We start from the raw sequence: 25,962 nt of genomic DNA on the forward strand, positions 1-25,962 counted from the left end.
CGGATAGCGCTTGGTCTTCTTTGCGATCTCGGCCATCCGGCCACGGCTCTGTTCCGTCCACATCCATAGCTTGAATCATATCCTCGCTCGCCGAGAAAGCCCCCATCCGCAATTTCCAAACGGTCTCAAAGCGCATCTGTCTCATGAAGGTTTGGCCCAATTGTCGATCCGCGTCCAAAACCTGAAGAAACAATTCGGCGCGCTGACTGCGATCGCCGACGTCAGTTTTGAGATCGAACAAGGAAAGATGCTTGTGCTGCTGGGGCCTTCCGGTTGCGGCAAGACCACGATCATGCGTTGTCTTGCCGGGCTTGAACAACCGAATGGCGGGCGTATCGACATCGGCGGGCGTACCGTCTTCGACAGCGCCAAGGGCACCAACATCCCGGTCAATCAGCGCAATGTCGGGATGGTGTTCCAGTCCTATGCAATCTGGCCGCATATGAGCGTCTACGAGAATGTGGCCTTCCCGCTCGAGATGAAGTCGCTGCCGGCGGATGAGATTCGAGACAAGGTCCACGACATGCTGCAGATCGTCGGCCTCCAGGACATGGCGGATCGCGGGGCCAGCAAGCTCAGCGGCGGCCAGATGCAGCGCGTGGCACTGGCCCGCAGCATGGTGATGCGGCCGGCAGTGCTTTTCTTCGACGAACCGCTGTCGAATCTCGACGCCCGCCTGCGAGACCATCTGCGCATCGAATTGAAGGAGCTTCAGACCCGCTTCTCGATCACGTCGGTGTTCGTCACGCATGATCAGCAGGAGGCTCTGGCGCTCGCCGACGAGGTCGCCGTCATGGAGGCCGGAAACGTCCTCCAGCGCGATGAGCCGATCACCGTCTACAACCGGCCCAGGTCGAGCACGATTGCCGCATTCATCGGCTATCAGAACGTGTTCCCCGCCGAGATCATCTCCACCGACGATAGCGGAACCCGCTTTCGGATGGAGGGCATCGACGGCGAGTTCGTTGCGGCAACACCTCCGCTCGCCGGATCAGGCGGTCACTTTGCCTGCATTCGTCCCGGCGATGTGAGTGTAGCCCTCAAGCAAGCCGGCATGCCGGCTGGTCCAAACACCGTGTCGGGAGAGGTGACGCTCGCGAGTTTCATGGGTTCGCACATCCACAATCGCGTTCGCCTGGAGAGCGGGATCACGATCGAAGCCTTCGATATGCATGTCCCGTCACAGGCCCGGGTCGGTACGAATGTCGTGCTGTCGATCAAGCCCGCAGCCATTCTCCTGCTGCCCAAGAGCGCACCGTGATCACGGCCAACGCATTGCGCCGAAACGCATTTTTGCTGCTTCTCATCGGCCTGCTGGCGGTTCTGGTCATCATTCCCATGATTTCGGTGGTGCAGACCGCTTTCGTGACCGGCGTGCCCAATTCAGGCAACGATATCGAGTTCACGCTCAGCAACTTCGGGCTGCTGTTCTCAGCCAAAGTCGCCGGTGCCGCAATCAACAGCATTGTCGTTGCCGTAGGCGGTACGCTATTGGCGACGGTGATCGGTTGCCTTCTGGCCTGGCTCGTGGCCCGGACGGATGTCCCCGGCAAGTCGTTCATCCATCTCACCGGGTTGCTGCCGCTCTTCATCTCCGTGCTGGTTGCGGCGGTGACCTGGTCGCTGCTGGGAACGGGCAATTCCGGCTATCTCAATATCGTTCTTGCCGATCTGGGCGTCCCCTTTCGCATCAATATGCGCAGCCTCGGGGGATTCATCTTTGCCGAAGGGCTCTACCATGTGCCCTATCCGTTCCTGTTCACCTACGCTGCCCTGACGCTGGTGACCTCCGACATGGAGGATGCGGCGGCCGTGCACGGCGCCAATCCGTTGCGCGCAACCCGGCGGATCGTCTTTCCCCTGGTCAAGCCAGCGATCTTCGGATCGATGATCATCAACCTGGTTCTGATGATCGAGAACGTTTCGATCCCGCAGATCCTCGGCAGCCCGGTCGGCCTCGAAACGTTGTCGATCCGCATCTACTACATGATGACCAAGTCGCCCTATGACGCCAACGGCGCCAGCGCAATGGCGCTGGTCCTGGCCGCGGTCGTGTGCGGCCTGCTCTACGCTCAGCGCTGGGTGCTTGGCCGGAATGACTATCGAACCGTGACGGGGAAGGGTCTGAATCAGCGCCCGGTCGCGCTCGGTCCCTGGAAGTGGCTGGCGTTCGGCCTTGTGGTCCTCTACTTCACGGTTTCGATCGTTCTGCCGGTGCTGGCCCTGCTTCTGGGGTCGTTTCGGGCGAACATGTACATACCGAACACGGCAGCCTTCTTCGACGTTTCGCAGCTGAGCACGACCCGCCTGATGCAGGTGTTGAGCAACCGTGAGATCCACGCGGGCTTCATCAACAGCCTGATCGTCGCGTCGACCGCCGCCATCCTCGGGACCGCGCTGTGTTTTGCGATCGCCTATGTGGTGACCCGGACCAGACTGCCCGGCCGGCAGATGCTCGAATACGTCGCCATGCTCCCGCTGGCCATTCCGGCGCTGCTGCTGGCCATGGGCACTCTCTGGCTGTGGGTCGGATCTCCGCTGCCCATCTACGGGACCGTGTTCATCATCATCCTGGCCTTCATCCCCCGCTTCATGCCGCAAGGCTACCGGGCGATCGCGTCCTCGATCAGCCAGATTCATGACGATCTGGAAGATGCGGCCCTGATCTGCGGGGCGACCCGGATGCAGACCGTGCGTCGCATCATCGTCCCGCTTCTGCGCGGCGGCATCTTCGCCACGGTATTCCTGCTGTTCGTCCTTGGCCTGCGCGAGGTCGGCGCCGCGTTGTTCCTCTCGACAACCTACACACGCGTTCTCTCGATCATGCTGCTCGAGAGCTATGAGTCCGGTACATGGGACTACGTGGCTTCGCTATCACTTCTCTATTCGCTGCTGCTCGGAGTCATAACACTTGTCGGCCGGCGCTGGATGACTCCCAGCCTGTGAAGCGGAGCAAAAACGGACGACGATCAACGACAAACCAAACAGGGGGAGCGCACTGGAATGAGCATCATCAACCGTCTCGCGAGCGCATTGACCATCACTCTGGCGATATGCACGAGCGCCCATGCCCAGGAAGCTCTGGTCATTGATGGAGAAACCATCTCGCCGGCTGCAACCCTGGCCGCGGCAAAAGCGGAAGGCCATCTCGTTCACTACGGTGCCTTTCCGGCGGACAATATCCGGCCGATCCATGAGGCTTTCACGGCCGATACCGGAGTCCGGGTGGACTATATCCGCCTGTCATCGTCGCCGCTGTTCCAGCGTATCGTGTCCGAACATCAAGCCGGCGCCCTGGCGGCGGATTTCATCGACCTGACCGACATGTTGCTGATCGCCGATCTGGTCAAGCGCGGCATCCTCGACGTGCCCCACAAGGTTCCGTCCTTCGACGCGATCGACGCGACGCTCAAGGAACCGGAAGGCCGCTGGTACACCTACATCAACTCCACGACCGTCATCGCCGTGAACACGGCGGTGATCCCGGAAGCGGATTGGCCCACCGGCTACAAGGATGTGCTGGATCCCAAATACGATGGACAACTCGGCATCACCATTCTCGACGGTGGCTCCGTCCTTGCCCAATATGGCCTTATGCGCGACCTGAGCCCGACCTACTGGGCGGATCTGAAGGCTCGCAATCCGCGGTTGTACGAAGGCGTTTCGCCCCTCACCACGGACCTGGCCCGCGGCGATCTCGGCGTTGCGGTCGGCCCGATCGGCGAGCTTGTGCTCGCCCAGATGAGGGCCGGTGCGCCAGTCAGGATAATTTTCGCGAAAGAAGGCGTTCCGTCCTTTGGGATCACCGGTGGTGTCGCAGCCGGCGCGAGGAACCCCAACGCCGCCACGCTCTTCCTCGATTGGGTCACAAGCAAGCGCGGCGGCGATGCCATCGCCAAGGCCTATGCCTATGGCGCAAATCCCGCCTCTGCCGCTCCGGTCGCCGAAGGTGTGGAATATCCGTCGCGTGCTGCGCTGATCGTCTATGGCGCAGCGGATTGGCAGAGCAAGTTCCAGCCCTACCGCGACGAATTCCTGGCGCTCTTCGGCAAATAGGAAAATACGGACCCAGGCGCCCGGCGTCGCTCGCGACCGGCCGCAACCGGATTCCGGTTGAGCCGGCCCCGCCAATCGCCCAACGTGTCGTCCTCGACGCGACGCCGGACAGGAGCCGATGCCCGAGACCGTGAAGACCTGGCTGGTCCGCAAGCCGATCTCGGCGATCCGCTCCTTCCTCGAGATCGAGGCGGCGGGCGGCATCGTGCTGATGGCGGTGGCGGTGCTGGCGCTGATCGCCGCCAACTCGCCCCTCGCCGGCGCCTATGACAGCCTGCTGCACCTGCCGATCGGCCTGCGCTTCGGCAACCTGGCGCTCGAGAAGACGCTGCTGCACTGGGTCAATGACGGGCTGATGGCGGTGTTCTTCCTGCTGGTCGGGCTCGAGATCAAGCGCGAGATCCTGCAGGGTGAGCTGTCGTCGCGCGAGACGCTGATGCTGCCCGGCATCGCCGCGGTCGGCGGCGTGGTGCTGCCGGCGCTGATCTACGCCGTGATCAATGTCGACGACCCGACGGCGCTGCGCGGCTGGGCGATCCCGGCCGCGACCGACATCGCCTTCGCCCTCGGCGTGCTGTCGCTGCTGGGCAGCCGGGTGCCGGTGTCGCTGAAGGTGTTCCTGACGGCGCTGGCGATCATCGACGACGTCGCCGCGGTGGTGATCATCGCCCTGTTCTACACCGGCGACATCTCGCTGCCGTTCCTGGCCTGGGCCGTCGCCGGCGTCGCCCTGCTGTGCCTGTTCAACTGGCTGCGGGTGCAGGCGCTGTGGCCCTATCTCGTGGTCGGCGCCGTGGTCTGGCTGTTCGTGCTGAAATCCGGCCTGCACGCCACGCTGGCCGGGGTGGTGCTGGCCTTCCTGGTGCCGCTCGACCGCACCGCGGAGGATGAGGACGAGCCGCCGCTGCTGCGGCTCGAGCACGGGCTGCACGACGTCGTCGCCTTCCTGGTGGTGCCGATCTTCGGCTTCGCCAATGCCGGCGTCTCCTTCGCCGGGGCCAGCCTGTCGAGCTTCCTCGAACCGGTGCCGCTCGGCATCGCCGCCGGGTTGGTGGTCGGCAAGTCGCTCGGCGTCGGCGTCGCCGCCTGGGCGTCGATCCGCCTCGGCTTCGCGGCCCTGCCGGCCGGGGCGACCACGGCCCAACTCGGCGGCGTCTCGGTGCTGGCCGGCATCGGCTTCACCATGAGCCTGTTCATCGGCTCGCTGGCCTTCGAGGACCCGGCGCTGCAGGCGGCGACCAAGATGGGCGTGCTGGCGGGGTCGCTGGTCGCGGCAGTGCTCGGCAGCCTGTGGCTGGTCGCGGTCAGCCGGCGGCCGCCGGTGCCGGCGCCAGATTGAGCGGCGGACTGAACACCCGCACCGCCTTCGGCAGCACCCGGAATGTCGCCGGGGTGTGGGTCGTGACCTCGCCGTCGGTGTTGACGTCGCGCGGCCGGCGGGTGCGGATCTCGACCGACCGGCAACGGAAGGCGTGCACCTCGTCCCAGCGGCCGTGCCGGCCGGCGCGGAAGGACGGGTACATCAGCGCCAGCCACAGCCAGTGGTCGACCTCGATCGAATAGACGTCGAGCATGCCGTCATCCGGCGACGCCTCCGGGGCGACGGTCATGCCGCCACCGTAGAAGCGGCCGTTGCCGACCGCGATCTGGATGCTCTTGCCGCGGATCACCCGCCCGTCGTCGATGCGAATCTCGGCCGAGAAGCGCTCCAGCCGTCGCATCAGCCGCAGCGCCGCCAGGGCATAGCCGAACCGGCCCCAGCGCTTCTTGGTGTCGCCGTCCAGCGCCTTCGCCAGCTCCACGCCCATGCCCAGGCTGGCGACGTTGAAGAAGGGCCGGCCATTGACCTCGCCCAGGTCGATGGCGCGCAGCCTGCCGTCGACGATGACCTGCGCCGCGGCCACCGGGTCCGCCGGCAGCTCCAAGGTCCGCGCCAGGTCGTTGGCGGTGCCGAGCGGCAGGATGCCGAGCGGCAGGCGGGTCTCGATCAGCGCCGGCGCGGCGCGGTTCAGCGTGCCGTCGCCGCCGCCGATGATGACGCATTCGACCGCGGCGGCGTGGCGCCGGATCAGCGTGTCGACATCGTCGTTCAGCGGCCGCACCGGCTCGACCCCGCCATCGGTCAGGGTCTTGATCACGGCGTCGAGGCCGGTCTCGGCCCGGCTGGCCTTCGGGTTGACCAGGAACAGCGCCCGGCGGGCGATCATCGCATCGCGGCGATCGTCGGGCGCTGCGCCGGCGCGCCGGCCAGCTCGTCGATGATCGGGCAGTCGGGGTCGTGGTCGCCGGGGCACTCGTGCACCAGCTTGCCCAGGCTCTCGCGCAGCGCCTCCAGCTCGCGGATCTTGTCGTCGATCTCGCCGATCCGGCTCGAGGCCAGCGCCTTCACCCGGGACGAGCACCGCGTCGGGTCCTCGTACAGGGTCAGCAGGGCGCGGCACTGCTCGATGGTGAAGCCGAACTCGCGCGACCGGCGCAGGAAGCGCAGCACCTCCAGCGCATGGGCGCCGTAGTCGCGGTAGTTGTTGTCGCGCCGGTCCGGCCGGACCAGCCCGATCTCCTCATAGTAGCGGATGGTCTTCGCCGGCAGGCCCGAATGCCGCGCCGCCTCGCCGATGTTCATCGCCTCGTCTCCCTCGCCGGTGCAGTGGACCGCATCGGATGCCCGCTGCGCAAGCGCCTAAACCCGCGGCCGCCAGCGCCGCAGCAGCAGCGCGTTGGCGACGACGCTGATGCTGCTCAGCGCCATCGCCGCGCCGGCGATCGCCGGATTGAGCAGGCCCAGCGCCGCCAGCGGCAGCCCGACCACGTTGTACGCAAAGGCCCAGAACAAGTTCTGCCGCACCTTGTTCCAGGTCGCCCGGCTGATCGCCAGCGCATCGGCCACCAGCCGCGGGTCGGGCCGCATCAGCGTGATCGCCGCCGCCTCCATCGCCACGTCGGCGCCGCCGCCCATGGCGATGCCGAGATCGGCCTCGGCCAAAGCGGGGGCGTCGTTGATGCCGTCGCCGACCATCGCCACCCGGGCGCCGCCGGCGTGCAGCCGGGCCACGGTGCCGGCCTTCTCCTCCGGCCGCACCGGGGCGTCGACCGCGGCGATGCCGACCTTTCCGGCGACGCTGTCGGCCACGGCGCGGGCGTCGCCGCTGAGCATCCGGACGGCGATGCCGGCCGCCACCAGCCGCGCCACCGCCTCGGCCGCGCCGGGCTTCAGCGGATCGGCGACGGCGATGGCGCCGCGCACCTCGCCCCCCACCGCGACCAGCATGGCGGTGCGGCCTTCGGCCTCGTGCCCGCCGATCGCCTGCGCCAGCGCCTCGGGCAGGACCGCCTGGATCTCCCGCATCAGCGCGGCGTTGCCGATGGCGACCCTTGTGCCGTCGACCGTGCCGATGACGCCGCGGCCCGGCCGGGCGGCGATGCCGCTGGCGGCCGGAACCGCCAGGCCGCGCCGTGCCGCCTCGGCCTCCACCGCCCGGGCCAGCGGATGCTCGCTGCCGGCCTGCACCGCGGCGGCCAGGGCCAGCAGCGCATCCGCATCGCCGGCGGGGGCGATCACCGCGGTCACCGCCGGCCGGCCCTCGGTCAGGGTGCCGGTCTTGTCGAACACCACGGTGTCGATCTTGGGTGCCCGCTCGATCGTCTCGATGTCGCGGATCAGGATGCCGGCGCGGGCGGCGGCGCCGGTGCCGGTGACGATCGCGGCCGGGGTCGCCAGCCCCATGGCGCAGGGGCAGGCGATCACCAGCACCGCCACGGCCGCTCCCAGCGCCTGGTCGAGGCTGCCGCCGGCGACCAGCCAGCCGGCGAAGGTCAGGATCGCGAGGGCCAGAACGATCGGCACGAACACGGCGCTGATGCGGTCGACCAGCTTCTGGATCGGCGCCTTGCCGGACTGCGCCGCCTCGACCAGCCGGACGATGCGGGCGATGGTCGAATCCTCGCCCACCGCCGTCGCCGCCAGGGTCAGGGCACCGGTGCCGTTCAGGGCGCCGGCGGCGACCGTGTCGCCCGGCCGCTTGGCCACCGGCAGGCTCTCGCCGGTCACCAGCGATTCATCGACCTCGCTCTCGCCCGCCTCGACCCGGGCGTCGACCGGGACACGCTCGCCGGGGCGGACCAGGATGCGGTCGCCGGGCTCGAGGTCGGCCACCGGCCGCTCGACCGGGCCGTCCGCGGTCAGCACCCGCGCCGTCTCCGGCCGCAGCGCCATCAGCGCGCGCAGGGCGGCGCCGGCGCCGCGCTTGGCCCGCGCCTCCAGCCGCTTGCCCAGCAGCACCAGCGTGATCACCACGGCGGCGGCCTCGAAATAGAGATGGCCCATCGTCGCATCGCCGTGCAGCGCCACCTGCACCGCGCTGTAGCCCCAGGCGGCGCTGGTGCCGAGCGCGACCAGCACATCCATGCCGGGGCTGCCATGGCGCAGCGAAGCCCAGGCGCCGCGGTAGAAGCGGGCGCCGGCCCAGAACTGCACCGGCGTCGCCAGCACCAGCTCGGTGATCGGCGACAGGTGCCAGGGCAGGCCCAGCGTCATCGCCACCATGTTCAGCACCAGCGGCAGGGTCAGCAGGATCGCCGCCGCCAAAGTCGCGGTCTCGATCCAGGGCCGGCCTTCGTCCTCGGCATTGGCGGCCGGCGCGCGCACCTCGTAGCCGGCGCCGCGCACCGCCTCGGCCAGCGCGGCGCGGTCCGGCCCGTCCGGGGCGACGGCGATGTCCGCCCGCTCCAGCGCCAGGTTGACGGTGGCCTTCTGCACGCCGGGCGTGCGGGACAGGGCGCGTTCGACCCGGGTCGCGCAGGCGGCGCAGGTCATGCCGGTGATGTCCAGTCGGACGGTCGATGTCGTGGTCATGACCAGGAGATGGGGCTTCCAGAAGCTGGAAGGTCAAGCCCCCATCAGGACCCGGTCATGCAACGGGCGCAATCCGGGCCATGCACGGCTACAGGACGAAATCCGCCGCGGTCAGCGCGTGGTCGGAATAGACCGTGATGATCGCGTCCTCGACATTGTTGCCGGTGGTCTCGAGATAGACGCCGTAGCGGTTGGCGGCGAAGGCCAGGACCCGGATCTGCCCCGCCCCGGTGAAGGCGCCGGTGCCGAAGGTGAAGGCGGTGTCGCCGTTCCCGCCATTGCCGTCGGCGTCGATCAGCGCCAGGTTGATCAGGTCGCCGCTGCCGAAGTCCATGATCGTGTCCCGGCCGGCGGCCGCGACGGTGCTGTCGCCGGTTGCGGCATACGAGAAGTGGTCGTTGCCGGCGCCGCCCTTCAGCACATCGGCGCCGCCGGCCCCAGTCAGCACGTCGTCGCCGGCCATGCCCCACAGCGCATTGGCGCCGGCGTCACCGGTGATCACGTCGAGGAAGCCCGAGCCCATCACCTGTTCGACCAGCAGCAGGGCGTCGCCTGCCGCATCGCCGCCGGTGGAGGTGCTGCCGATGGTTAGGGTCACGCCGGCGGTCGAGGCGACATAGCTCGCCGTGTCGATGCCGGCGCCGCCGGTCAGGGTGTCGGCCCCGGCCCCGCCCTCGAGGATGTCGTTGTCGTCGCCGCCGTCGAGCCCGTCGTCGCCGGCGCCGCCGACGAGGCCGTCATTGCCGGCATCGCCGAACAGCTGGTCGCTCTCGGTGCCGCCGTCGATCGAATCATTGCCGGCGTCGCCGTGCAGGAGGTCGACCCCGGCGCCGCCGACAACCCGGTCGTTGCCGTCATTGCCGTCGATGACGTCGTTGCCGGTTTCGCCGGCAAGCGAGTCGTCGCCGGCATTGCCCCTGATCAGGTCGTTGCCGGCCTCGCCGCCGATGACGTTGCGGGCGTCGGAGCCGGAGAGGGTGTCGTTGTGGCTGGAGCCGTAGAGGTTCTCGATGCCGGTCAGCTGGTCGCCATGGGCATCGCCGTTGATACACAGGCCGATCCGCAGGTCGACGAACACAAATACGCTCGAGCCCTGGTAGTTCGCCTGGTCGATGCCGGCGCCGCCGACCAGGGCGTCGGCCCCGGCGCCGCCGCGCAGCACGTCGTCGCCGTCGAGGCCAAACAGGAGGTTGGTGCCGGCATCGCCGAGCAGCCGGTCGTTGAAGGCCGACCCCGTGGCGCCCTCGATGCTGCTGTAGGCGTCGCCCTGGGCGTCGCTGCCGGTGCCCGTGCCGGCGGCCAGATCGACCGTCACGGCGCCGGGCGACAGCTCGTAGCGCGCGGTGTCGATGCCGGCGCCGCCGTTCAACTGGTCGGCGCCGCCGGCGCCCACGAGGCTGTCGTTGGCGGCCCCGCCGGTCAGGATATCGGCCGTGCCCGAGAAGGACTGCAGCAGCACCGCGCTGCCGGCGTTGAGCGCACTGGCGTTGAGGATCACCTGGACGCTCGCCAACGCGAGGACGGACAGCAGCCCGCTGGCGGCGTTGCCGGTGTAGAAATCCTGCCCGATCGTCAGGTTGACCGTGCCGCCGGTGCTCTGCGGCGAAAGGTTGGCGAAGCCGGTGATGCCGGCATAGCCGGTGAGGTTCAGGACCATGTCCCCGACGATCGAGAAGCCGAGGATCGCGTTCGCCGCGCCGGTCACGGTGTCGGTCGTGTCGAAGAAGGCGAGATTGCCGACCACGGCCTGCTCGCCCGGGCCGACCGAACCCACCTCCGGCCCGTCCACGGTGAAGAAGTAGTTCGCCAAGGCTGCCTCCCTGAGATTGCGGAGTTTTGTTGAAAATCCCAGACGAGGGCAGTTTACAGGAGAGACCCCGTCTCCGTCAGCGCATAACCAAGGATGTCGCCGGCGCCTGCCGTCAGCCCGGCCCCCCGCTTCGCGCCGGATCGGTCTCGATGCCGGCGATCAGCTTGCGCAGCAGGGCCGCCAGCGCCGCGCGCTCCCGTGTGTCCAGGGCCTGCAGGCAGAGCGATTCATGGGCCATGTCGGCGCGGAAGGCCGCCTCGGCCCGCGCCGCGCCGGCCTCGGTCAGCGCCACCAGCACGCTGCGCCCGTCATGCGGCGACTTCTCGCGCCGGATCAGCCCCGCCTTCTCCAGCCGGTCCAGCCGGTGGGTCAGGCCGCCCGACGAGATCATCAGCGCGGTGTACAGCTCGGTCGGCGTCAGCCGGTGGGGCGGCCCGGACCGGCGCAGGGTGCCGATCACGTCGAACTCGCCGCGGTCCAGGCCGAAACCGGCGAAGGTCGCCTCGATGCCGGGGCGCACCAGGTTCGAAAGCCGGTAGGCCCGCCCCAGGATCGCCATCGGCTCGGTGTCGAGGTCGGGCAGCTCCCGCGCCCATTGCCGGCGCAGCCGGTCGACATGGTCCGCGCGATCCCCGGTCGTGTCGTCCGTCATCCGTCCCTCTCCTGCGCCGCACCGCAGGCGACACATACGCCTTCCGGGGTGGCCGGCCAAGATATCTTGACGAGAAGATAACTTGCCGATATATCTTCTCACGAAGATAAATTTGCCGCCGCCGGCGGCGCGCAAGGGAGATCGGGGATGTTCCAGGTCCGTCGCCATCAGGAGCCGCAGCCGGGCCAGAGCCGGACCGTCCGCTTCGAGGGCCGCGACTTCGGCAGCGCGGTGTCGTGCTTCCTGGTCGACGCCGCGCCGGGCCAGGGATCGACGCTGCATGTCCACCCCTATCCCGAGACCTGGATCGTCCGGCAGGGCGAGGCCGAATTCACCGTCGGCGGTGAGACGACGCGGGGCTATCCGGGCGACATCGTCGTCGCCGCCGCCAACGTGCCGCATCGCTTCGAGAATGTCGGCGCCGGGCGGCTCGAGCTGATCGGCATCCATCCCAGCGACACGATCCTGCAGGCGCCGGCGTGACGCGATCCCGTTCCGCAGGACGGCGACGGAAGACCGGCGAAAGGATTATTGACTGATCAGTCCATAATCCTTATCCAAGGCGCATGGTGAGACCACGGGAATTCGATCGCAGCGACGCCCTGGAACGGGCGATGCGGGTCTTCTGGGCCAAGGGGTTCGCTGCGACCTCGACCGACGACCTTGTTCAGGCGATGGGGATCGGCCGGCAGAGCCTCTACAACGCCTTCGGCGACAAGAGGCGTCTCTATCTCGAGGCGCTGGAGGCCTACCAACACGGCACGGTGGCCAGCCATCTGAAGCGGCTGGGTACGCCCGCCTCGCCGCTGGCCGGCCTCCGCAATCTGCTCCTCGGCCTGGTCGCCGAGGATGACGGGCTGCGGGGCCTGGGCTGCATGGGCGTGGGCTCGGTCGGCGAGTTCGGCGCGTCCGATCCGGAGGTCGCGGCGTTGAGGGCGAAGGCGGCGCCGCTGCTGCAGGCCCGGCTGGTCGAGCGTATCCGCGAGGGACAGGCGGGCGGGGAGATCGCCCCGGAGATGGATGCCGGGGATGCCGCGGATTTCATCCAGATGACGATGACCGGGCTTCAGCTCGCCGCGCGCGGCGGTGCCGGGCTTGAGGATCTGCACCGGATGGCGGCGTTCGCCATCGATCGACTGAAAGCACGGTAAGGGGCCGGCCGGCCCCGGCCGGCCCCGGCCGGCTTTGTCATGGCTAGTTATGGACTAATCAGTCAAGAATGGAGCCGGAGATGAGCAACAAGACGGTGGTTCGGCAGAAGGTGGCGCTGGTGTTCGGAGGGTCGCGCGGCATCGGCGCCGCGGCCGCGACGCGGCTGGCCGAGGACGGGTTCGCAGTCGCGCTGACCTATGTCTCCCGGCCGGACAGGGCGGAACAGGTGGTCCGGACCATTGAGGAAAGCGGCGGCCGGGCGATGGCGATCGAGGCCGACAGCGCCGACCCGGCGGCGATCCGCGCCGCTGTGGCGCGGACGGTGGAGCGCTTCGGTCCGATCGATGCCGTGGTGGTCAATGCCGGCATCCTGCGTCTCGCGACGGTGGACACTTACAGCCTCGAGGATCTGGACCGGATGCTCGACATCAATGTCCGGGGCGTGTTCCTGGCCATCCAGGCGGCCACGGCAGAGATGCGCGACGGCGGCCGCGTCATCACCATCGGCAGCAACACGGCGATCCGGGCGAGCGTGCGGGGCGCCAGCGTCTACGCCATGACCAAGGCGGCGGTGGCGACCATGGTCAAGGGCATCGCGCTCGATCTTGCGCCACGCCGGATCACCGTCAACAACATCCAGCCGGGGCCGACGGATACGGACATGAACGAAGGGCACATTCCCGCCCTGACCGAGATGGTTCCGATCGGCCGCGTGGGCCAGCCGCGGGAGGTGGCGACGCTGGTGTCCTATCTCGCCGGCAACGAGTCCGGCTACATGACCGGCGCGAGCCTCACCATCGACGGCGGCTTCGTGCTTTGAAGCCCGACGATCCGGCACGGCCGCCGGGGCGACGCGGGCACGAAGCCGCAAGCCTGTGGCGGCGGATCCGGCCGGCAGCCGAAGCGGATGCCGCTGCCGGCCAATCGCGGTGGCGATGCACCGATTCTCAGAACAGATGGTCGACAGCTGCGGTGAAGCTGTAGCCGACGCCGCGCTCGGTCCGGATCAGCCGCGGCGCGCCCGGGTCCTGCTCCAGCTTCCGCCGGAGCCGGAGCACCTGCACGTCGATCGACCGGTCGAAGATGTCCTCGTGCAGCCGCGTGGCCTGCAGCAGGTGCACGCGGGAAAGCGGCCGCTGCGGCGCGTCGAGGAAGGCGACCAGCAGCGCATACTCACCCTTCGACAGGCCGACGGGCGACCCGGCCGGATCGGTCAGGCTGTGGTGGCGGCGGTCGAGGACCCAGCCGCCGAAGCGGTAGCGGCCACGGTCCGGCCCCTGCGTCGGGCAGACGGCCAGCCGCCGCCGCAGCACGGCCCGCATCCGGGCCACCAGCTCGCGCAGCCCGACGGGCGTGGTGATGCAATCATCCGCGCCGAGCTCCAGGCTCAGGACGCGGTCGAGCTCGTCGTCCCGGTTGTCGGTGATGATGATCACCGGCACGTCGGACTGCGACCGGATCGCGCGCAGCGCCTCCAGCCCTTCGGCCCGGCCGAAATGCAGGTCCAGGATCACCAGATCCGGCGCCCTGGCGGCCAGGTCGCGCAGCCCGTCCTGCACGCTCGATCTCGTTCTGACATGGAAGCCGTAGCGGTCGAGGTAAACGACGATCGAGTCCACATTCACCGGATCGCCTTTGATCATCAGGATTTGCGCCGGATGGTCGTTCCCGGACTTCGCCGACGCTGCTGGGACCCTGATCGCCGGGATATCGCTGTTCATGATCGGAGAAGCTCCACAGTCCGGATTCGTCCGGTCCGCTATCAGAGGACTCGCGTCTGCCATTCGGCGATTTATGGGAGGACGTTACTGTCCGCACTGTCGCACCAGCGGCCATGCCGCACGGCATGGTCGATCTGGCCTCGCGCCAGCCCGATATCGGCCAGCAGCCGGTCGTCGGCCGCCCGCAGCTCGGCCAGGTCGTGACGGACCCGGTGTTCGGCTCGGACCCAGGTGATGAAATGCACGACCCCGGCCCTGAATCGGCTCCAGCCCGCGGCCTGGGCCGCGTGACGTCCCATCGTCGAGTCACTCATGGCTTCGTTCCTTGTGACGAGGCTCGAGGTCGCATTCCGCGCAGAGCTTGTCGGGATGCCGACGTCGGGCGGCCTCGTCGCGCGACGGCGATGAAGCGTGGCGCCGCCCTTTTCGGAGCGGCCTAAACCGCAGCTTCGTCCAGCTTAGGTGGTTTGTTCGGCAAACCCGCTCAACACTGGAATTCTGTCATCAGAATTCCAGATAGCCGAACAATGGCCGAGCGCGCCCTTTAGCTTGGCTCCATCGGCCGCGTGTCCCCGAGCGTGCTGGTGAGCCAGCCGCGGAACCGGGCGACCTCGGGGCGGCGCCAGCGGGCGGGGGTGGAGACCAGCCAGTAGCCGAGGCCGGCGTCGATGCGGTCGGGAAAGGCGCGGACCAGCCGGCCGGATTGCAGCGCCTCGTCGACCAGCAGCGGCCAGGCCAGCCAGACGCCGTGCCCGGCCAGGGCGGCCTCGACCGCCAGCGACGCGTCGGGGAAGCGGCGGCGTGGATGGGCGGCCTGGCCGGCGGGCCCGCCGGCCGCCAGCCAGGCATCCCAGCCGAACAGGCTCTGCTCGTCCTCGATCATGGGCACCGCCGGTCCCGCCGCCGGGTCGGCCAGGGCGGCGACGATCGCCGGGCTCGCGACCGGGATCAAGGGCTGCGGCGCCACCAGCTCGGCCTTGAGGCCGGGCCAGCGGCCGCGGCCGAAGCGGATGCCGAGATCGATGTCCTCGCGGTCGAACTCGACCAGCCGGCTGGTGGTGACCAGCCGCACCTCCAGCTCCGGATGGCGCGCGGCCAGGCCGACCAGCCGCGGCACCAGCCATTTCGCGGCGAAGGCCAGGCCGCAGGTGACGGTCACGGTGCCGCGCTCCTGCGCCGTCGCCTCGGCCACCGCCGCGGCGATGCGCTGGAAGCCCTCGCTCAGCCCCGGCAGCAGGCGCCGGCCGGCCGCGGTCGGGATCAGCCCGGCCTCGCCGCGCTCGAACAGGCCGAGCCCCAGCTGCTGCTCCAGCCCGCGCAGCCGGTGGCTGACCGCACTCGCGGTCACGCCCAGCGCTGCGGCGGCGCGCGACAGCGAGCCGAGCCGGCCCACCGCCTCGGCCGCCTGCAGCGCGTTCAGCGAAGGCAGGGACATGTTGAGATTTCCTCAATACCGTTGAGGAAATCTCGCTTGGATCCGGCGCCATTGCAACGAAATGATGCCGCCGGATCCTGAGGCCAATTCAAGGCTCGCCATGACGACCGTCCCGTTCCATCTGGTCGACGTCTTTGCCGACGCGCCGCTGGCCGGCAACCCGCTGGCCGTGGTGCCGGAGGCGGACGGGCTGGACGAGGCCCTGCTGCGCCGGATCGCGCGCGAGCTCAACCAGTCCGAGACCACCTTTTTGCTGTCGCCGACCGAGCCCGGCGCCGCGGCCCGGCTGCGGTCCTTCTCCCCGGCCGGGGCCGAGGTCTCGGGCGCCGGCCACAATGCGCTCGGCGCCTGGTGGTGGCTGGCGGAATCGGGGCGGCTCGGCCCGCTCGGCGACGGCCTGGCGCTGCGGCAGCAGCTCGGCGGCCGGCTGCTGCCGGTCGCGGTCGAGGCGCGGTCCGGCACGCTCGCCTCGATCGGCCTGACCCAAAGCGAGCCGCAGGCCTTGGCGGAGCATCCCGATCCGGCGGCGCTGGCGGCGGCGCTGGGCCTGCGCGGCGGCGACCTGCTGCCCAACCCCCGCACGGTCTCCACCGGCGCGCCGCATCTCATGGTCCAGGTCCGCGACCGCGCCGGGGTGGCGGCGGCCGGCCCGGACGCCGCCCGGCTGCTGGCGGAGCTGCGCCGGGCCGGGGCGCAGGGCTGCTACCTCTACAGCCTCGACCCGATCGACCCGTCGGCCGCGGCCCATGCGCGCTTCTTCAACCCGACCGTCGGGCTGTGGGAAGATCCGGCGACCGGCAGCGCCGCCGGCCCGCTGGCCTGGCACCTGGCCGAACGCGGCCTGGTGCCGGCTGCCGGCGAGGTCGCGATCGAGCAGGGCCATGCGCTCGGCCGGCCGAGCCGCATCGCGGTGCGGCTGGCGGCCGGTCCGGATGGATACCGGGTCGAGCTGCGCGGCCGCTGCGTCACCGTCGCCGGCGGCGCGCTGTATCTCTGACGTTCACCGAAAGGACAGACCATGATCGGAACCCGCATCTTCACCGGCTCGCCCTATGAGGACCGCGCCGGCTACGCCCGGGCCGTGGTGGCCGACGGCTGGGTCTTCGTCTCCGGCACCACCGGCTTCGACGCGACCGACTTCTCCTTCCCGGAGGATGTCGAAAGCCAGTGTGAGAACTGCTTCCGCAACATCGCCTGGGCGCTGGGCCAGGCCGGGGCGGGGCTGGAGCATCTGGTGCGGGTGGTGATCTACGTCACGAGCCAGGCGGAGTTCGAGCGCATCGTGCCGATCATCCGCCGCCACTGCGACGCGGCCCGGCCGGCCAACACCACGATTTTCGCCCAGCTGGTGCAGCCGCATATGCGGGTCGAGATCGAGGCCACGGCCCGGCTGCCGGCGCAGGGCTGAGACAGGCCTGTCCTCCTGAAGCATGATGGTTTGGGGTAGGACGTCGAGCGTTTTCGGATTGCCTCTCCCGCAAGCGGGAGAGGCAAAACCTCATCCGGCCTTCTCGATGTGATGCAGCAGCGGCGCCCAGTCCGCGCGCAGATCCTCGGCGCGGCGGCCGCGCAGGTCGAACACGCTGAGGCCGTCGGCCGCAGCCTCGGTGTAGGCGGTGCTGTCGCGGATCCGCGACACCACCGTGTGGCCCAGCCCGCCGAGGAAGGCGTCGAGCTGGGCCGCCGCCCGGGTCCGCACCCGCATCCGGTTGCCGACGATCGCCACCGCGGCGCGGCTCTTGCGGATCGGCTTCAGCTCCTCCAGCCGGTCCAGGAAGCGGCGGGTCGCCGCCTCGTCGAAGGCCGAGGGCAGCACCGGCAGGATGATCACGTCCGCCATCTTCACCAGCGCCTCGACATCCTTCATCTTCAGCGCCGCCGGGGCGTCGATCACCACCCGCTCGGCATCCTTCGGCACCGCGAACTCCGACTTCGCCCAGTCCAGCCCCGCCAGGGCCGGCGCGCCGTCCGGCCGCCGCTTGGCCCAGTCCAGGCTGGAATGCTGGCGGTCGACATCGGCCAGCACGGTGAAGTGGCCCTGCCCGGCGAAGGCCGAAGCCAGCGTCGTCGCGATCGTGGTCTTGCCGCAGCCGCCCTTGGTGTTCGCGACGAGCACGGAGATCATGCCGGCATCCCTCCCATTGTCCGGGCCCGGAGGCCTCTCATTCCCTGGTCCAGAACGGCCTCACGGCGCGGAAGGCATCCCATTGCGCCAGCAGCTCCGGCTCGGTCGATTCGGCGCCGCGGGCGTGCCAGCCCAGCACCATGCCGGCGGCGCGGTGCAGCGCCGGATCGGCGGAGTCGGCGGCCACGCGCTGCAGCAGCGCCTCGGCGGTGGCGACGTCGTTGAGATGGCCGAAGGCGTCCTGCAGCTTCGACAGCTGCGACGCAAAGGGCTTGGCCCGCTTCTCCGCAAACAGCGGCCGGAAGAAGTCCATGGCGTAGCGCAGCCGCTTCAGCGCGATCCGCACCTGGTGCCGCTGATGCGGGTCGAGCCGGGCGAGATGGCGGCCGCTGGTCACCACCTTGCGATGCGCCCCGGCGACCAGCCGCCCGGCCAGCCCGTCGATCGGCTCGACCAGCGCGGTCAGCGTCGCGGTCGAGGCGTGGTCGCGCCAGCCCCGCCGCTCCAGCCATTCGCCCAGGGTCAGGTGCAGCCGGGCGCAGCGCGGATCGGCCAGGGCCTGGCGCACCGCGGCATAGCCGGCCTCGCGCTGGCGCTGCGCCGCGGCACGCAGGGCGCCGATGCCGGAATCGTCCGGCCGCATCGTGTCCAGCGGCTCGATCGTGGCGCCGAGGAAGACGTCCCAGTCGCGCGCCGGTCCCAGCGCGCCGGCCAGCCATTTCGACTCCTCGCGCAGCCAGTCCAGCGTCGGCGAGGGCACGGTCTTCTTGAACAGGGTCAGGGCCGAGCGCAGCCGGCGCAGCGCCACCCGCATCTGGTGCACGCCGCCGGGGTCGCCGCCATCCTCGGCCGCCGCCTCGTTGGCGGTCCAGTGCCGCAGGCAGCGGGCCAGCACGACGGCGATCGCCTCGTCCACCGTCATGCGCGAGGTCACCGGCGTCTTCGGGTCGTACATCACCCCGGGCGGGCGGCGCGCCACCAGGCGGTAGCCGCGCTCCGCCTTGGTCACCTCGCTGACCCTGAGCGGCACCTCGTCCAGGAAGGCTAGCGCCAGCCGGTACAGGGCGGCGGCGCGGCCCTCCTTCAGCTCCAGCTCGACCTCGGCCACCGGGTCGCTGGCGTCGCGGGTCTCGATCGTGCCGGTGTCGAAGGCGCATTCGACCACCGCGTCCGGCAGCGACAGGATCCGGGTCTCGCGCTGGATCCGCGAGGTGAACAGATGGGTCAGCGCCTCGACCGGCACGCCGTCCAGCAGGGCCTTGGCCGCCGGGTCGTCGAAGGCGTCGGGCGCCGGCACCATCGCCGGCAGCGCCACCTCCCATTCGCCGCGGGCCAGGCCGTCGCCGCGGCGCTCGGTCTTCAGGCTCTGGACGAAGCGCTGGCCGATCCGGCGCACCCGCAGGGTGATGCCGCGGCGCTGCAGCGCGCAGTCCGGCGTGTCGTAGTAGAAGGAGGTCAGCGACCGGGTGGTGCCGGGCCCGGCCGCGATCCGCGTCAGCACATCGGCCGCGCGCAGCCGGTCGAGGTCGCCCGGCGCCACGCGCAGCTTCAGCTCGATCTCGACAGGCGCTTCCGGGGGCAGGCCGCCCCCGCTCGGCTGTTCGTTCGGCCGGTTCGGCTGAACGGTCGACATCGGCATCTCCCGGGCGAAACAACGTCACAATAACGTCATAATCGCCTATCTACCCGAAACGAGTTGTCGTACCTATCCTAAAACGCGGCGCCCGAGAAGCTGTCCGGTGCCGATTCGACCACGGTCGGCCCGCTCGGCTCCGCCTGCAGCACCGCCAGGCCGCGCTGCACCAAGCCGTTCGGGCCGAAGCGGAAGATGCCGTCGATGCCGACGAAGCCGTTCGGGTCCTGCAGCGCCGTGGTGTTGAACGGGTTGCTGCCGGCGGCCGGCTGGCTGGCCAGCGACGCGGTCAGCGCCACCGAATCATAGGCCAGCGTCGCCAGCCGCGGCGGCGGGCCGCCGAACTGCTGGGCGTAGCGGCTCTCGAAATCGGCGCGGCGCGACGGGTCGGGCGCGGCGTACCAGGCGCCCGCCAGATAGGATTGACGGTTGACCTGCGGGTCGTCCCACTGGCCGGTGCCCATCAGCTTGGCGGTGATGCCGGAATAGCCCAGCATCGGCGCCACCACGCTCAGCCGGTTGCCGACATCGGCCACGATCACGGCGTCGACCTGGGTCGCCTGCAGCTTCTGCTGCAGCTCCGTCGGGTCGGACAGCTTGCTGTCGTACAGCTCGATCACCGGCGCCTCGACGCTGTATTTGACCGCGGCCTCGGTCAGCGCCCGGCTGACCAGCTGGCCATAGGCCGATCGCGGCGCCAGCAGGGCGTAGCGGCGCATGCCCTGGCTGGCGCCGTAGCCGACGATCCGGTCGATCGCCTGCTGCGGCAGGAAGCTCAGCAGGAACACGTTGCCGCCGGCCTGGGCGGTGTCGGTGCTGAAGGCGACGACGTTGATGCCGGCCGCGCGGGCCTGCTGCGCCACCGGGCTGATCGACTTGCTGAACAGCGGGCCGAGGATGATGTCGGCGCCCTGGGCGATCACCGACCGTGCGGCCTCGCCGGCGGTGGCCGGGTTGTCGCCGGTGTCGCGCGGCAGCAGCTCGACCTGGGTGCCGGTGTCGAACACCGCCATCTGCGCCGCGCGCTGCATCGCCTCGCCGAGCGCGGCGCTGCCGCCGGTCAGCGGCAGCAGCAGCCCGACCCGCAGCACCCCGTCATCCGGCCGGGTCGGCGCGCTGGGCGCCAGCGTCGGCGCTTGCGTGATCGGGGTCGGCCTCGGTACGGTCTGGGCACAGGCGGCGAGCGCCGCGGCCATCGTGGCGGCGCCTGCAAGACGCACGAGGCGGTTCAGCCTCGACCGACCCCGGCCCATCGATCCCCCTGCGACTGTCGCGAATAGTGTCACGGACGCCCCCTCACTCTCGACCATCCAGCGGCGCCGGGCAGCGGCGGCCCTCTGCCGCCGACCCTACCGGCGCTGCATCGCCGAGTAAACCGCGGCCGGGCCTGTACCTGACGGCGGTCCCGATCGGCAATGCCGGCGACATAACGCTCCGGGCGCTGGATTTGCTCCGCGACGCCGACGCGATCGCCTGCGAGGACACCCGCACGACCGGCCGGCTGATGTCGATCCACGGCATCCGCACCAAGCTGATTCCCTATCATGAGCACAACGCCGCCGAGATGCGGCCGAAGATCCTGCGCCGGATCGCCGAGGGCGAGGCGATCGCGCTGGTCTCCGACGCCGGCATGCCGCTGATCTCCGACCCCGGCTACAAGCTGGCCCGGGCGGCGCGCGACGAAGGGCTGATGGTGACCTGCCTGCCCGGGGCCTCGGCGCCGCTGGTCGGGCTGCTGCTGTCCGGCCTGCCGTCGGACCGCTTCCTGTTCGCCGGGTTCCCGCCGCCGAAATCCGCCGCCCGCCGCACCTTCCTGGCCGAGCTGGCGCCGATCGCCGCCACCCTGATCCTGTTCGAGGCGCCGCACCGGCTGCCGGAATGCCTGGCCGATTTGGCGGCGGTGCTGGGCGACCGCGAGGCGGCGGTGACTCGCGAGCTGACCAAGCTGTTCGAGGAGGTGCGGCGCGGCCCGCTGCCGCAGCTGGCGGCGCATTACGCCGCGGCCGGCCCGCCCAAGGGCGAGATCGTCATCGTCATCGGCCCGCCCGGCGCCGCGGCCCGGCCGAGCGAGGAGGACCTGGCCGGCCAGCTCCGCCGCGCCCTGGCCAGCATGAGCCTGCGCGACGCGGTCGAGGCCGTGGCGGCGGCGACCGGGGAGCCGAAGCGCGAGGTCTACCGCCTGGCGCTCGACCTCGCCGATGAGAAATGACGAGTCTCGCCGCCGGGCCGAAACCTTCGGCCTGCGGGCCGAGCGCGCGGCGGCGTGGCTCTTGCGGGCCAAGGGCTGGCGCATCCTGGCGCGGCGGCTGAAGACACCGCTCGGCGAGGTCGACATCGTCGCCCGGCGCGGCCGCACCGTCGCCTTCATCGAGGTCAAGGCGCGGCCCGACCTGGCCAGCGGCCTGCTGGCGCTGCAGCCGCGCCAGCGCGAACGCCTGCAGCGGGCCGCCACCCTGTTCCTGGCGCAGCAGCCGCGCTACGCCCGGGACCATGATCTGCGCTTCGATCTGGTGGTGGTGCGGCCCTGGCGCTGGCCTGTCCATATCGCCAACGCCTGGCAGGTCGATCGGTAGTGGAATCAGCGGCGGAGTCGGGCTAAGTCAGGATCATGGACCCGACGATCCAGTCGATACTCGACCGCGCCGGCGCTCAGCCGGACGACGCCATCGATCTCGCCGAGGCGGCGCTGGCGCTGGCGGCGCTCGACCGGCCGCGCGGCGTCGGGTTCGACTGGTACCGCCGCCATCTCGACCAGCTGGTCGGCGACGTCGCGCGCGAGGCCGATCGGCTGTCGCCGGCCGAGTCGATGACCGCGGTGCTGGCCCGGCGCTGGGGCTATGCCGGCGACGTCGACAGCTATGACGACCTGCAGAACGCCAACCTGATGCGGGTGATCGACCGGCGGAAGGGCCTGCCGGTGACGCTCGGCATCCTCTATCTGCACGTCGCCCGGGCCCAGGGCTGGACCATGGTCGGGCTGAACTTCCCGAGCCATTTCCTGGTCCGGCTCGACGCCGGCGGGTCCCGCACCATCCTCGACCCGTTCCACGCCGGCATGAATCGCGGCCCGGGCGAGCTGCGCGACCTCTTGAAGGCCGTGCTCGACGCCGGGGCCGAGCTGACGCCCGAGCATTACGAGCCGGTGTCCGACCGCGACATATTGCTCAGGCTGCAGAACAACCTGAAGGTCCGCCACATCCGCGCCGGCGATTTCGCCAAGGCGCTGTCGGTGATCGAGGCGATGCGCCGCTTCGCCCCCCAGCACGCGCCGCTGCTGCGCGAGGCCGGCATCCTCTACGCCCGGCTCGGCAACATGCGCGCGGCGATCGATGCGCTCGACCGCTACGTCTCCGCCCCGGGCGAGCCGGAGGTCCAGCGGCACGAGGCCGCGATCCTGCTCCAATCCTTCCGCACCAGTCTCAATTGAGAACAATCATGGGCCTTGCCGTCGCCATCCAGATGGACCCGATCGAGACCATCGACATCGGCGGGGATTCGACCTTCGCCATGGCGCTGGAGGCGCAGGCCCGCGGCCACCGCCTGTGGCACTATCTGCCGCGGGCGCTGTCCCTGCGCGACGGCAGGCTGACCGCCAGGGCCCGGCCGCTGACGGTGCAGGCGGTGCGCGGCGCCCATTTCAGCTTCGCCGAGGGAGAGACGCTCGATCTCGGCGCCGTCGACGTCATCCTGATGCGCCAGGACCCGCCCTTCGACATGGGCTACATCACCGCGACGCACCTCCTGGAGCATGTCGCCGACCGCGTCCTGGTGGTGAACGACCCGCGCGAGGTGCGCAACGCGCCGGAGAAGCTGCTGGTCACGCATTACCCGGAGCTGATGCCGCCGACCCTGATCACCTCCGACCGCGACGAGATCCGGGCCTTCCGGCGCGAGCATGGCGACATCATCGTCAAGCCGCTCTACGGCAATGGCGGCGCCGGCGTGTTCCGGATCCGGCCGGACGACGAGAACCTGGTGGCGCTGCTCGAGGTCTATGAGCGGATGTACCGCGAGCCGATCATGATCCAGCGCTACCTGCCGGAGATCCGCCAGGGCGACAAGCGCATCATCCTGGTCGAGGGCGAGCCGGTCGGCGCCGTCAGCCGCGTGCCGTCGGAGGGCGAGGCGCGGGCCAATTTGCATGTCGGCGGCCGGGCGCAGAAGACGGTGCTGACCGAGCGCGAGCGCGAGATCTGCGCCCGCATCGGCCCGGATTTGCGGGCCACCGGCCAGATCTTCGTCGGCATCGACGTGATCGGCGACTGGCTGACCGAGATCAACGTCACCTCGCCGACCGGCATCCACGAGATCAACCGCCTGGACGGGGTCAAGATCGAGGCCGTGCTGTGGGACGCCATCGAGGCCCGCCGCGCGGCGATGTAGGACCGGCGGTCAGGCATATAGACCCGTCATGGCGAGCCCCGCAGGGGCGTGGCCATCCAGGGCCGCGCGCACCGGCCCTGTCCCTTCCCGATCTAGCCGGTTCGGACCAACAGATTGCCTCTCCCGCTTGCGGGAGAGGTAACGAACACTCGCATCCGTTCAGGTGATCGCGTCTGCCAAGGGGCCGCTCACGGCGTCCCAGATCTCCTCCCCGGCGCGATAGGCCCGCGCCGCGGCGGCCAGCCTCTCCCCATCGGCGGCCAGCCGCTCGACCGCGACCCAGCGGTTCCAGTCCGGCGCGATGCTCCAGCCGCTCTCGCCGGGATGGGCCTGGGGCAGCCGGTAATGGAACACCGGGCGGGCGGCGATCTTCTCATAGGGCAGCTTGGCCCGCACCCGCGCCGGGTCCAGGCTCAGCAGCAGCGGCAGCAGGTCCAGGCCGCGGTCGCGGGTCGGGTTGGCGGCCAGGTAGTCGTCGACCAGCCGGGCCTGGTCGGGCCGATAGCCCGGCGCCGCGATCCGGTGCAGGAATTCGGGCGGATAGGGCGGCGGCAGATGCCGCTCCAGCCGCCGCCGCCCCTGCGCGATCTCCCGTCGCAGCCGCGATTCCATCAGCCCGAAGGCCAGCATCACCGCGGTGATCCGGGGCAGGTCCGCGGCCGGCGCGTCGATGTTGAAATGCAGCCCCAGCGACCCGAACGGCGTGGCGCCGCGCCCATGGGCCCCGGCCGCGCGCAGCAGGTCGAGGATGCGGTCGACCTCGGCCAGCCGGTCGGCCGGCAGCGGCGGCACGATCAGCTCGCGCGGCACCGCGCCGGACACCAGCCACCCCAGCCCGGCGGCGGCCTTCGGCCCGATCCGCACCGGCAAGGTCTTGCCGTGCCGCTGCGGATGGGCATAGCGCAGGTCCAGCTCCACCGCCAGGTTGCCCAGGGCGCTGCCCCGCACCGCGAAGGCATGGGCATCCTCCGCGACGACGTCACCGCCGACACCGGCGGCCAGGGCTTGCGCCGCGCGCCGGGCGCTCGGCCCCATGAACTCGACCTCGACCCCGACCAGGCGCGGGGGCTGGGGCGCCGGGTCGGGCAGCGGCTGGAAGGAAGCGGTTGGCGGCACGGGCCGTCGGGGTCCTTTGGTTCGCGGGCAGGCTCCCGGCTCATATTGGGGGGCGGACGGCCAATGCGAGTCCCCGGCCGCCCATGGCGTCGACCGGTCGCGATGAAGCGTCGCGCAGATCGGCCTCGACCCGGCGCGTGGCATCCGGTCCCAGATTGCCGCCCATCCGGCTTACCAAAACTGCCGGCCATCTGCATAATCCTACCGATCGCAGGCCGGCCCGACTCAGCCGGGCCCGGGTCGCAACCCGGCCGCCCACCGGAAGCGATGGTGCGGATCCGTCAGGAGGCAGCGATGGCCATCATCAACGGCACCCCCGACGACGACACCGTCTCCGGCACCGCCAACACCGACTTCATCAATGGCCTCGCCGGCGACGACGTGCTGGCCGGGCTCGGCGGGCGGTCGCTGGTCGGGTCTACGATTTACGGCGACATCCTCGATGGCGGCGACGGCATCGACACGGCGACCTATGCCCTGTCCCCGGCCGCGGTGACCGTCAACCTGAGCTTCGCCGGCCTCGCCGAGAATTCGGGCGGCGACGCCGATTACGACACGCTGATCGACATCGAGAACCTGGTCGGGTCGGACTTCGGCGACACCCTGGTCGGCGAGGAAGGCAGCAACCGGATCGAGGGCGGCGGCGGCGACGACAGTATCGCCGGAGCAGCCGGCGCGGACACCGTGATCGGCGGCGAGGGCATCGACACGGCCGGGTACGGCGGCTCGGCCGCGGCGGTCACCGTCGACCTCGGCACCGGCCAGGGCACCGGCGGCGACGCCCAGGGTGACACGCTGGCCGGCATCGAGAACCTTACCGGCTCGGCCTTCGCCGACCACCTCTACGGCGCCGCCGGCGTCAATCTGCTGCTCGGCGGCGCCGGGGACGACACCCTGCGCGGCGGCGCCGGGGCCGATGCGCTGGACGGCGGCGCCGGGTCGGATTTCGCCAACTACCAGGGCTCCGGGGCGGCGGTGACCGTGGACCTGCTGAATCACACCGCCACCGGCGGCGCCGCCGTCCAGC

Annotated in this window: 26 protein-coding genes; 14 read left to right on the forward strand and 12 right to left on the reverse strand. The window is 70.2% G+C overall.

The window, feature by feature from the left end:
* Positions 1-160: 160 nt before the first annotated feature.
* The 4 genes from ACTOWL_RS33810 to nhaA all read left to right on the forward strand — a co-directional run bounded on the left by ACTOWL_RS33810 (position 161) and on the right by nhaA (position 5,395).
* Complete coding sequence (locus ACTOWL_RS33810; protein ID WP_441325699.1) at positions 161-1,261, forward strand: ABC transporter ATP-binding protein; 1,101 nt, start codon at positions 161-163, stop codon at positions 1,259-1,261.
* The gene (locus ACTOWL_RS33815; protein WP_441325700.1) at positions 1,258-2,946 is read left to right on the forward strand and encodes an ABC transporter permease; all 1,689 of its coding nucleotides are present in this window, start codon (positions 1,258-1,260) and stop codon (positions 2,944-2,946) included. Before ACTOWL_RS33810 ends, ACTOWL_RS33815 begins: the two co-directional genes overlap by 4 nt.
* A 57-nt stretch (positions 2,947-3,003) precedes the next feature.
* Positions 3,004-4,056, forward strand: a complete 1,053-nt coding sequence (locus tag ACTOWL_RS33820; RefSeq protein WP_441325701.1) for an ABC transporter substrate-binding protein — start codon at positions 3,004-3,006, stop codon at positions 4,054-4,056.
* Positions 4,057-4,174: 118 nt separating this feature from the next.
* On the forward strand, positions 4,175-5,395 hold the full coding sequence (nhaA, locus tag ACTOWL_RS33825; protein WP_441325702.1) for a Na+/H+ antiporter NhaA: 1,221 nt from the start codon (positions 4,175-4,177) through the stop codon (positions 5,393-5,395).
* Here nhaA and ACTOWL_RS33830 read toward each other — a convergent pair.
* The 5 genes from ACTOWL_RS33830 to ACTOWL_RS33850 form a co-directional block, all read right to left on the reverse strand.
* The gene (locus ACTOWL_RS33830) at positions 5,361-6,263 is read right to left on the reverse strand and encodes a lipid kinase (protein ID WP_441325703.1); all 903 of its coding nucleotides are present in this window, start codon (positions 6,261-6,263) and stop codon (positions 5,361-5,363) included. The two genes, nhaA and ACTOWL_RS33830, sit on opposite strands and share 35 nt — an antisense overlap.
* Entirely contained in the window at positions 6,260-6,679 is a 420-nt protein-coding gene (cueR, locus tag ACTOWL_RS33835; RefSeq protein WP_441325704.1) for a Cu(I)-responsive transcriptional regulator, read from the reverse strand. The genes ACTOWL_RS33830 and cueR overlap by 4 nt, the downstream gene beginning before the upstream one ends.
* Positions 6,680-6,736: 57 nt before the next feature.
* Positions 6,737-8,908 (reverse strand): heavy metal translocating P-type ATPase, encoded by a 2,172-nt coding sequence (locus ACTOWL_RS33840; protein ID WP_441325705.1) that lies wholly within the window; start codon positions 8,906-8,908, stop codon positions 6,737-6,739.
* An 88-nt stretch (positions 8,909-8,996) separates the two neighbouring features.
* Entirely contained in the window at positions 8,997-10,718 is a 1,722-nt protein-coding gene (locus tag ACTOWL_RS33845) for a calcium-binding protein (RefSeq protein WP_441325706.1), read from the reverse strand.
* 112 nt (positions 10,719-10,830) lie between these two features.
* Positions 10,831-11,370, reverse strand: a complete 540-nt coding sequence (locus tag ACTOWL_RS33850; RefSeq protein WP_441325707.1) for a MarR family winged helix-turn-helix transcriptional regulator — start codon at positions 11,368-11,370, stop codon at positions 10,831-10,833.
* 147 nt (positions 11,371-11,517) lie between these two features.
* On the opposite strand from ACTOWL_RS33850, the gene ACTOWL_RS33855 reads away from it, so the two are divergent.
* From ACTOWL_RS33855 to ACTOWL_RS33865, 3 genes are all read left to right on the forward strand, one after another.
* Entirely contained in the window at positions 11,518-11,853 is a 336-nt protein-coding gene (locus ACTOWL_RS33855; RefSeq protein ID WP_441325708.1) for a cupin domain-containing protein, read from the forward strand.
* 131 nt (positions 11,854-11,984) lie between these two features.
* Positions 11,985-12,521, forward strand: coding sequence for a TetR/AcrR family transcriptional regulator (locus ACTOWL_RS33860; RefSeq protein ID WP_441325709.1), 537 nt, complete (start codon positions 11,985-11,987; stop codon positions 12,519-12,521).
* A gap of 80 nt (positions 12,522-12,601) precedes the next feature.
* Positions 12,602-13,342, forward strand: coding sequence for an SDR family oxidoreductase (locus ACTOWL_RS33865; protein ID WP_441325710.1), 741 nt, complete (start codon positions 12,602-12,604; stop codon positions 13,340-13,342).
* 127 nt (positions 13,343-13,469) lie between these two features.
* On the opposite strand, the gene ACTOWL_RS33870 is transcribed toward ACTOWL_RS33865, so the two are convergent.
* The 3 genes from ACTOWL_RS33870 to ACTOWL_RS33880 form a co-directional block, all read right to left on the reverse strand.
* A complete protein-coding gene (locus tag ACTOWL_RS33870) occupies positions 13,470-14,165 on the reverse strand; it encodes a winged helix-turn-helix domain-containing protein (protein WP_441325711.1) in 696 nt (231 codons plus the stop codon).
* Positions 14,166-14,314: 149 nt separating this feature from the next.
* Positions 14,315-14,557, reverse strand: a complete 243-nt coding sequence (locus ACTOWL_RS33875; RefSeq protein WP_441325712.1) for a DUF1127 domain-containing protein — start codon at positions 14,555-14,557, stop codon at positions 14,315-14,317.
* 230 nt (positions 14,558-14,787) lie between these two features.
* Positions 14,788-15,678, reverse strand: a complete 891-nt coding sequence (locus tag ACTOWL_RS33880; RefSeq protein WP_441325713.1) for a LysR substrate-binding domain-containing protein — start codon at positions 15,676-15,678, stop codon at positions 14,788-14,790.
* Positions 15,679-15,778: 100 nt separating this feature from the next.
* Here ACTOWL_RS33880 and ACTOWL_RS33885 point away from each other — a divergent pair, with 100 nt between their 5' ends.
* Positions 15,779-16,675 (forward strand): PhzF family phenazine biosynthesis protein, encoded by an 897-nt coding sequence (locus ACTOWL_RS33885; RefSeq protein WP_441325714.1) that lies wholly within the window; start codon positions 15,779-15,781, stop codon positions 16,673-16,675.
* Positions 16,676-16,696: 21 nt separating this feature from the next.
* Positions 16,697-17,086 carry a RidA family protein gene (locus tag ACTOWL_RS33890; protein ID WP_342240349.1) on the forward strand — a complete coding sequence of 130 codons (390 nt, stop codon included), beginning with the start codon at positions 16,697-16,699 and terminating at the stop codon, positions 17,084-17,086.
* A gap of 90 nt (positions 17,087-17,176) precedes the next feature.
* On the opposite strand, the gene ACTOWL_RS33895 is transcribed toward ACTOWL_RS33890, so the two are convergent.
* The 3 genes from ACTOWL_RS33895 to ACTOWL_RS33905 form a co-directional block, all read right to left on the reverse strand.
* Complete coding sequence (locus ACTOWL_RS33895; RefSeq protein ID WP_441325715.1) at positions 17,177-17,803, reverse strand: nucleotide-binding protein; 627 nt, start codon at positions 17,801-17,803, stop codon at positions 17,177-17,179.
* Between the two features lie 37 nt (positions 17,804-17,840).
* On the reverse strand, positions 17,841-19,436 hold the full coding sequence (locus ACTOWL_RS33900; protein ID WP_441325716.1) for a CYTH and CHAD domain-containing protein: 1,596 nt from the start codon (positions 19,434-19,436) through the stop codon (positions 17,841-17,843).
* Between the two features lie 77 nt (positions 19,437-19,513).
* A complete protein-coding gene (locus tag ACTOWL_RS33905; protein WP_441325717.1) occupies positions 19,514-20,632 on the reverse strand; it encodes a penicillin-binding protein activator in 1,119 nt (372 codons plus the stop codon).
* A gap of 83 nt (positions 20,633-20,715) precedes the next feature.
* Between ACTOWL_RS33905 and rsmI the strand changes: the two genes are divergently transcribed.
* Genes rsmI through gshB form a run of 4 tightly spaced genes read left to right on the forward strand, consistent with a single transcriptional unit; the run spans position 20,716 to position 23,819 of the window.
* The gene (gene rsmI, locus ACTOWL_RS33910; protein ID WP_441325718.1) at positions 20,716-21,645 is read left to right on the forward strand and encodes a 16S rRNA (cytidine(1402)-2'-O)-methyltransferase; all 930 of its coding nucleotides are present in this window, start codon (positions 20,716-20,718) and stop codon (positions 21,643-21,645) included.
* Positions 21,635-22,009 carry a YraN family protein gene (locus tag ACTOWL_RS33915; protein ID WP_441325719.1) on the forward strand — a complete coding sequence of 125 codons (375 nt, stop codon included), beginning with the start codon at positions 21,635-21,637 and terminating at the stop codon, positions 22,007-22,009. Before rsmI ends, ACTOWL_RS33915 begins: the two co-directional genes overlap by 11 nt.
* A 35-nt stretch (positions 22,010-22,044) precedes the next feature.
* Positions 22,045-22,863 carry a SirB1 family protein gene (locus tag ACTOWL_RS33920; protein WP_441325720.1) on the forward strand — a complete coding sequence of 273 codons (819 nt, stop codon included), beginning with the start codon at positions 22,045-22,047 and terminating at the stop codon, positions 22,861-22,863.
* 8 nt (positions 22,864-22,871) lie between these two features.
* Complete coding sequence (gene gshB, locus ACTOWL_RS33925) at positions 22,872-23,819, forward strand: glutathione synthase (RefSeq protein ID WP_441325721.1); 948 nt, start codon at positions 22,872-22,874, stop codon at positions 23,817-23,819.
* A gap of 159 nt (positions 23,820-23,978) precedes the next feature.
* Here the strand turns inward: gshB and ACTOWL_RS33930 are convergent, their stop codons facing one another.
* A complete protein-coding gene (locus ACTOWL_RS33930) occupies positions 23,979-24,935 on the reverse strand; it encodes an amidoligase family protein (RefSeq protein WP_441325722.1) in 957 nt (318 codons plus the stop codon).
* Positions 24,936-25,229: 294 nt separating this feature from the next.
* Here ACTOWL_RS33930 and ACTOWL_RS33935 point away from each other — a divergent pair.
* A partial coding sequence (locus ACTOWL_RS33935) for a calcium-binding protein (RefSeq protein ID WP_441325723.1) occupies positions 25,230-25,962 on the forward strand: 733 nt, incomplete at its 3' end.

The sequence above is a fragment of the Inquilinus sp. CA228 genome (assembly GCF_052078665.1).
Taxonomy (GTDB): Bacteria; Pseudomonadota; Alphaproteobacteria; order DSM-16000; family Inquilinaceae; genus Inquilinus.